The following is a 6,417-nucleotide window of genomic DNA, read 5'->3' as shown; positions in this document are numbered from 1 at the left end:
CTTAAAAGCCAAAACCAATATGGTACTCGGTAAAGGTTTTTCAAAATAGTTGAGCACAAATTCGCCCTCTTTACTGCTCGAATCTTCTTTGCCCCACTTTAAATCCTGCGCTTCCTTAACAATTACCACCTGATAATCAGACATCATCGGGTAACGCTTTGCAGCACCCAAAACCGTAGCCATATCGGTATCTTTACCATACAAAACAGTCTGATTGAAACCTTTTTCGGCATCGTTCAATAACTTATCTTCAATATAATCTGTTACTTGATCGATATAATAAGATTCTTCTCCATGTAATAAATACACCGGTTTGAATTTTCGGGCTTTGATATCTTTGATAATTTCGGCAGCAGTCATTGCCCGTAAAATTACGATTTAGGTTTAACGATTTGGGTAAATGTTTATAATTTAAGAGATACTATATCTGAGATGTTAGATAGGAGATTTCCTTCCATATCTTAGAATTAATTAACTTTGCACGATAATAATTGATGGATTGTTCCATTGTTAACGGAGAACTTCCAACTGTTAACTGAAAACTGATTACTGCCAACTGAGAAAATGTTCAACCCTACCCCGCTTAACCTACCGCCATATCCATTTAAAATTACCCAAAAAGATGATCTGGTTTTTATTTTCGATGAGTTGAGGAAAAAGCACCTGGTGCTTACGCCCGAAGAATGGGTCCGTCAGCATTTTATACAGAACCTGATTTTGGAAAAGAAATTCCCACGCACATTGATCCAGATTGAAGGTGGTTTGGTGCTAAACCAATTACAAAAGCGAAGTGACATTTTAGTGTACAATACGGCTGGCGAAAAGCTGATGTTAATTGAATGTAAGGCACCCAAAGTAAAGATTACGCAATCGGTTTTCGATCAGGCATCACGGTACAATTCTATACACCAAGCCAAATGGATTGTGCTAACCAATGGTTTGCAACATGTTTATGCGAAGATGGACCTTGAAAAAGGTAAGTTTAACTTCGTAAAGGAAATGCCAGAGTATTTGGGCTTGTAAGGAGTGTTTGTCATCCTGAGGCACGAAGGATCTGCAGCCTATGGAATACTTGCTCAGTATAACATAAAATCCATATCATCTTATACGATTGATGGAAAGCAAAATCAGTAGTATTTGGGTTTGTTCCTGCCCCGCTCCCGCTTCTGCCAATTGATCCCTTCGTACCTCAGGATGACAATCACTTTAATTGCGTTTTCTGAATCATGCTATGCAATCTTCAATAGTAGCAATACCCCCTTCCGATTATAAACCTGATTGACGCGAAAATCCTTTTTTGTCATCCTGAGCGGAGTCGAAGGGCAAAAAAGATTGGAGCAGAAAGCAGGACGAACCTTAAAACAAACTACAACAATTGCTTTTCCCCCAAAAAAAATTAGGAGCATTAAAAATTCTTTCATTTTCCGTCATTGCGAGGAGGAACGACGAAGCAATCTTACAACGATCGCTATTAATCTATCTTTTAGATTGCTTCGTCGGCTGAAAAAGCCTTCTCGCAATGACGATTTTGTGCAGATGACAGATCACCTAAACACTATATTCCGTCTTCCAAACCTGTTTATTCCCGCTATAAATGGCTTCGTTACACATGGCCACACAGATAGCCGCCTGGGTTCCGGTATTGATATTTGATACTGGTTCTTTCTTGGTTGTTATCGATTTATAAAATTCATCTAGAGCATAATTTGTACCATCAATGGTGGCTTTATCCAAAATCGGGATTCCACCATCTTTATTTACCACAATCTTTGTGGCCCCAGTTACACCATCAACTATGCCTAATTCTTTTTTGGCACTTTCTTCAGGATAGAACAAACCGGTGTTGGTAAGCAAAGAAACCGAACCTTTGGTGCCTTTTATTTTAAACAGGTAACCATCATGTGCATTGCCACAAGTGGCTCCAAAATTGCCGATCATACCTTTTTCGTTATAACGGAGAATGGCCTGAATATTATCGTAGGTTTCGCGCCCATCTTTAAACACATCTATCCCACCCGATCCCATAATTTCATCAGGCTGCGTTTCGAAAGCCCAATTGATAAAATCGATTTGGTGCGATAAAAGTTCGGCGGCTAATCCGCCAGAATACTCTTTATACATCCGCCAGTTGATTTTACGTTCTAAAGCTGGATCTGGCACTGCCCTACGCCAATTGCCGTTACGGTCCCAACGGCAATCGATCTGGCTAACCTTGCCCAAATAGCCACTTTGGATCATATCCTTCACCTTAAAATACAAAGGCGAATAACGATACTGATAACCCACCTGAAAAACCTGATTGGGATATTGTTTTACCAGTTTTTTAAGTTCGAGTGCCTGGGCAATATTGTATGTCATGGTTTTTTCTACATACACATGTTTGCCAGCCAGTACCGCATCTTTGGCAATTCTGAAATGTTCGCTTAAAGGTGTGGCAATAAAAACCGCGTCGATTGTTTTATCGTCTAAAACTTTGTGATAATCTTTTAGGGCCTTTGCATCCGCAGGAACATACTTTTCGGTTTCCTTAAGCCTAAAATCGAGTAAATCGCAATAAGCTTTAATTTTATACTTTGCAGGCATTGATTTAATTACCGACAAAACACCTTTGCCACGATCGCCGCAACCAATCATTGCCACATTAATAATTTCATCAGCCACTAAATTAGCAAAACCCTGATTACCAACAAGTAAACCAGAGCCTAACAAAGTAGTATGTTTTAAAAAAGATCGACGATGCATGTTATAATGATTAAAATATTACTTATTATTTAATTGGAGCGCGCAACTCCTGCTACTATTAAAGGCTAGTCCCGCCAATGCTACAATCTTTTTGTTGCCAGCATTTGCAATATTAACGAAAATGCAACAAAAAAGTATTTTCGCGTATGTTGGGGCTATTTAAATCTTTCAGTGCCTTTAGGCCAGTTTGCAATGCAAACCGTTAACAATAAACCCGATCCGATAGCTATCGGATGAGCTAAATAGCCCACAGTGAGATACGAGCGAGGACTATATGCGAAAGCGGGACTGCAGGCCGCCATATTGAACCAACGCTCATTTTCAAGTCATTAAACTTATAAATTCTTGATTTTAATGGTCCTGAAATCCACCTTATTTCCATGGTCCTGCAATAGGATATGTCCTTTTGGTGCTTCACCAAAGTTTTTCCAGTCTTTATATTTACTAATGGCAACCAGTTTTTTAAATTCTTCAGAGCCACGGGTATATTCTAAAACTTTAACGCCATTTAAATAATGCTCTACTTTGTTATTTGGGTATACCACCAAACGGCCATTGTTCCAGCTTCCAATAGGGCGCAGGTAACGGGCTTCTTTTTTCGAAGTCATTAAATCGTATAGCGAAGCCAAGGTACGGTTTCCATCTCTGCCCAATTTTGCATCAGGGTGTAAAACATCATCTAAAACCTGATACTCGAGACCAATAGCAGAACCTGTATTTTTTTCGCTTAGGGTAACAAAATATTTTACGCCACTGTTGGCACCTGGGGTAAGTTTAAACTCGAACGACAAATCAAAAGCTGCATATTCATCCTTGGTTACAATATCGCCGCCGTTGGTCGATTCTGCACCACCCGATGGCTCTACACTGATAACGCCATCGGCAATCTTCCATCCTTTGGCAGGGAAAGTAGTTTTATAAGCACCAACCCAACCTGTATTGCTTTTACCATCGAACAAAAGTTTATAACCTTCCGATTTCTCGTAAGCAGATAACGTATTCGGCGTTAAATTAACCGTATAAATTCCTTTTGGAAAAGCTTTGGCTTTTAAGCCCTCTGTTTGAATGTTAATGTTTTTGAAATAAACTTTCTTGCCATCATTATCGAGGTTATTGCCAATACCATGAACCTGCAAACCGATAAATCCTGATTTATCCAAAGTATCAATCACGTAGGCAACAGGTGCGCCATTTACCCAGGTTTTGGTTTCGTTACCAATACATTCTATTTTGTAATGGTTAAACTCATTCTTTTTATACAGCGGTTTTGCCGATGGGTTAAGTTCTAAAGGATATAGCCATAATCTTCTGGCTTCGTCGTAAATTCCCCCGGTCCATGCCCTTGGTGTAGGGTCTATTTCTACCTGCCTGCCAAAAACCAATCCTTTACCGTTGTTTCCTTCTGGTTTAATATGGCTGCGTGTTTGCACGCCCGAGTTGGTGGTTTCACCTTCCAGCTTCACATCGAGTTCTAAAATGAAATCGCCATATTCTTTTTCAGTGATTAAGAACGAATTTGGTGTGCCTTTGGTCATCGTTCCGATAATCATTCCGTCTTCAACTTTGTACGGAGCTGCTCCTGCAACTGCTTTCCAACCGGTTAAGGTTTTGCCATCAAATAATGGTTTAGCTTTTTGGGCAGCGGCTGATAAACTGATTAGCGAAAGGGCTAGAATACTATATTTTTTTAAATTTAACATGATTGGTTTAGGGATTTTATCTTTTATTGATTGAGAGGTATCCTTCCTCGCTATGATAACATTTTAATATTTAAATACTTTTCCGTTTGCGATTACTTCTTGTCTGCTTTCATCGAAAATTGCTTTTGCACCTGTTCGTACCGCAGCATTGGTCATGATATTGGCAATAGAATGTGAATAACCGGCTTCAACAGGTGCATTTGGTGTTTTACGACTACGCACACATTCCATCCAGTTGCGCATATGGCCAGAAGTTAACGCATCACCACCCATATTTGCTCCTGTAGCCGCTTTAATTTCGGTTTTACTTAAATCAAATTCTGGCAAAAGATTGGCTTTTAAGCCCATGGCCGCAGCTTCTCTCTCCTTTAAACCACCTTTTGGCGATACTTTATTGGTAATTAAATTCAACTCGCCACCGTTAGAATAATAAACCTCTCCCACATCGCCCACACTATTCTGCATTCTTGACGTAAAAGTAACCTGGAAACCATCTGTAGTATCAGGCTGGCCATAATCGAATACGGCAACCATCGAATCCCAGTTTCTACGGCCATCTTTCCAGGTGTAAATACCTCCGTTTGCCACTACACTTCGCGGATGTTTTAAATTGGTAAACCAATGTACGGTATCAATCTGGTGCGACATCCATTGCCCTGGCATACCTGAAGAATATGGCCAGAACAAGCGGTATTCTAAATATTTTCTTGGGTCGAAGGCTTCGTTTGGTCGGTTCAATAAGAATCTTTTCCAATCGATATCTTCTTCTTTTAATTTGGCTACTAAATCAGGTCTGCGCCATCTGCCTGGCTGGTTTACATTCCATACTAAATCTACAGCAGTTATCGGCCCAAATTTTCCATCCTGAATAAATTTTGCTGCATTGGTATAATTCTCTCCACTCCTTCTTTGCGAACCAATCTGCACAATCTGTTTGCTTGCTTTAACGGCTTTAAATGCCGCTTTCGCATCGTCCATGGTTTCGGCAAAGGGTTTTTCTACATAGGCGTCACAACTGGCTTTTACGGCCTCGATGGTGTGAAGTGCATGCTGAAAATCGGCAGTACTGATAATTACGGCATCAAGATCTTTTGTAGCATAAAGCTCATCGTTGTTACGGCAGGCTTTAATATCGTGACCAAATTTTTGTTTTAAATGGGCAATTCCTAAATCTCTCCGGTAGTTCCATAAGTCAGAGAGACCAACAATGTCGAAGTTTAATTCCTTGTTGTGGTTCAGGAAACAAGGCAAAAGGGTGTCTTTAAAGCGATCAGAAAACCCAACAACGCCCACGCGTACCCTATCATTTGCACCGATGATGCGTCCATAACTTTTGGCGCTCATGCCCATGGTACCTGCATAGGTTGCTGCAGCAAATATTGCCGATTGCTTAATAAATTTTCTTCTGGAATTTTCCATTTGAGGATATTAGGTTAGATTAACGCTTAAATAGTTTACGATCTGATAGATCGTTTTAACAAAATCTAAAATATGGTTAATAAAAACAAACCATAAATATTCGCAAGTAATATTTTTGACACCTTATCTTGAAATAATGGCTTACAATCGTATTAACCTTAAATAAATAGCCAAAAAGCCAATATTTAAGGCAATAGCATGCTTTTATCGATATCTAGGAAAACGTTTGAAATAATTTATTCTTATTTAGCTAGTTTTAATTAACTGTAAGTAAAAAAGCCTTTCAGAAAATAATCTGAAAGGCTTTTTAGGGTTACGATCGCAACGGCTGTAAAGTTATTATTATCCTAAAACCGCTAAACTTTCTTCAATAATTTTGATTTTAGCTTCAGCGTCGGCTTTTTTATTCCGTTCGTTTGCAATAATTTCCGGTTTTGCATTCTGTACAAAGCGTTCGTTGCTCAATTTAGAATCTACCGACTTTAAAAAGCCCTGTAAATACACTAAATCGGCATTTAAACGCTCACGTTCCGCTTCTACATCAATGTTTTCTGTC

6 protein-coding genes are annotated in these 6,417 nt (G+C 39.4%); 1 reads left to right on the top strand and 5 read right to left on the bottom strand.

Annotated features, from left to right (window positions below; genetic code table 11):
- A partial coding sequence (gene holA, locus AC1DND_RS18600) for a DNA polymerase III subunit delta (RefSeq protein WP_477583892.1) occupies window positions 1-360 on the bottom strand: 360 nt, incomplete at its 3' end.
- 204 nt (window positions 361-564) lie between these two features.
- Here holA and AC1DND_RS18595 point away from each other — a divergent pair.
- Entirely contained in the window at window positions 565-1,023 is a 459-nt protein-coding gene (locus AC1DND_RS18595; protein WP_477583891.1) for a type I restriction enzyme HsdR N-terminal domain-containing protein, read from the top strand.
- A gap of 525 nt (window positions 1,024-1,548) precedes the next feature.
- Here the strand turns inward: AC1DND_RS18595 and AC1DND_RS18590 are convergent.
- The 4 genes from AC1DND_RS18590 to AC1DND_RS18575 all read right to left on the bottom strand — a co-directional run.
- Window positions 1,549-2,742 (bottom strand): Gfo/Idh/MocA family protein, encoded by a 1,194-nt coding sequence (locus tag AC1DND_RS18590; protein ID WP_477583889.1) that lies wholly within the window; start codon window positions 2,740-2,742, stop codon window positions 1,549-1,551.
- 335 nt (window positions 2,743-3,077) lie between these two features.
- Window positions 3,078-4,442, bottom strand: coding sequence for a 3-keto-disaccharide hydrolase (locus tag AC1DND_RS18585; RefSeq protein WP_477583887.1), 1,365 nt, complete (start codon window positions 4,440-4,442; stop codon window positions 3,078-3,080).
- Window positions 4,443-4,505: 63 nt separating this feature from the next.
- Window positions 4,506-5,861, bottom strand: coding sequence for a Gfo/Idh/MocA family protein (locus tag AC1DND_RS18580; protein ID WP_477583885.1), 1,356 nt, complete (start codon window positions 5,859-5,861; stop codon window positions 4,506-4,508).
- Window positions 5,862-6,203: 342 nt separating this feature from the next.
- Window positions 6,204-6,417 (bottom strand): hypothetical protein (locus tag AC1DND_RS18575; RefSeq protein ID WP_477583883.1); only part of this gene is annotated, 214 nt, incomplete at its 5' end.

The sequence above is a fragment of the Pedobacter sp. 01N416 genome, assembly GCF_056399685.1.
Note: the sequence above shows the minus strand (reverse complement) of the source record. Positions and strands in the feature narration are given on the sequence as shown.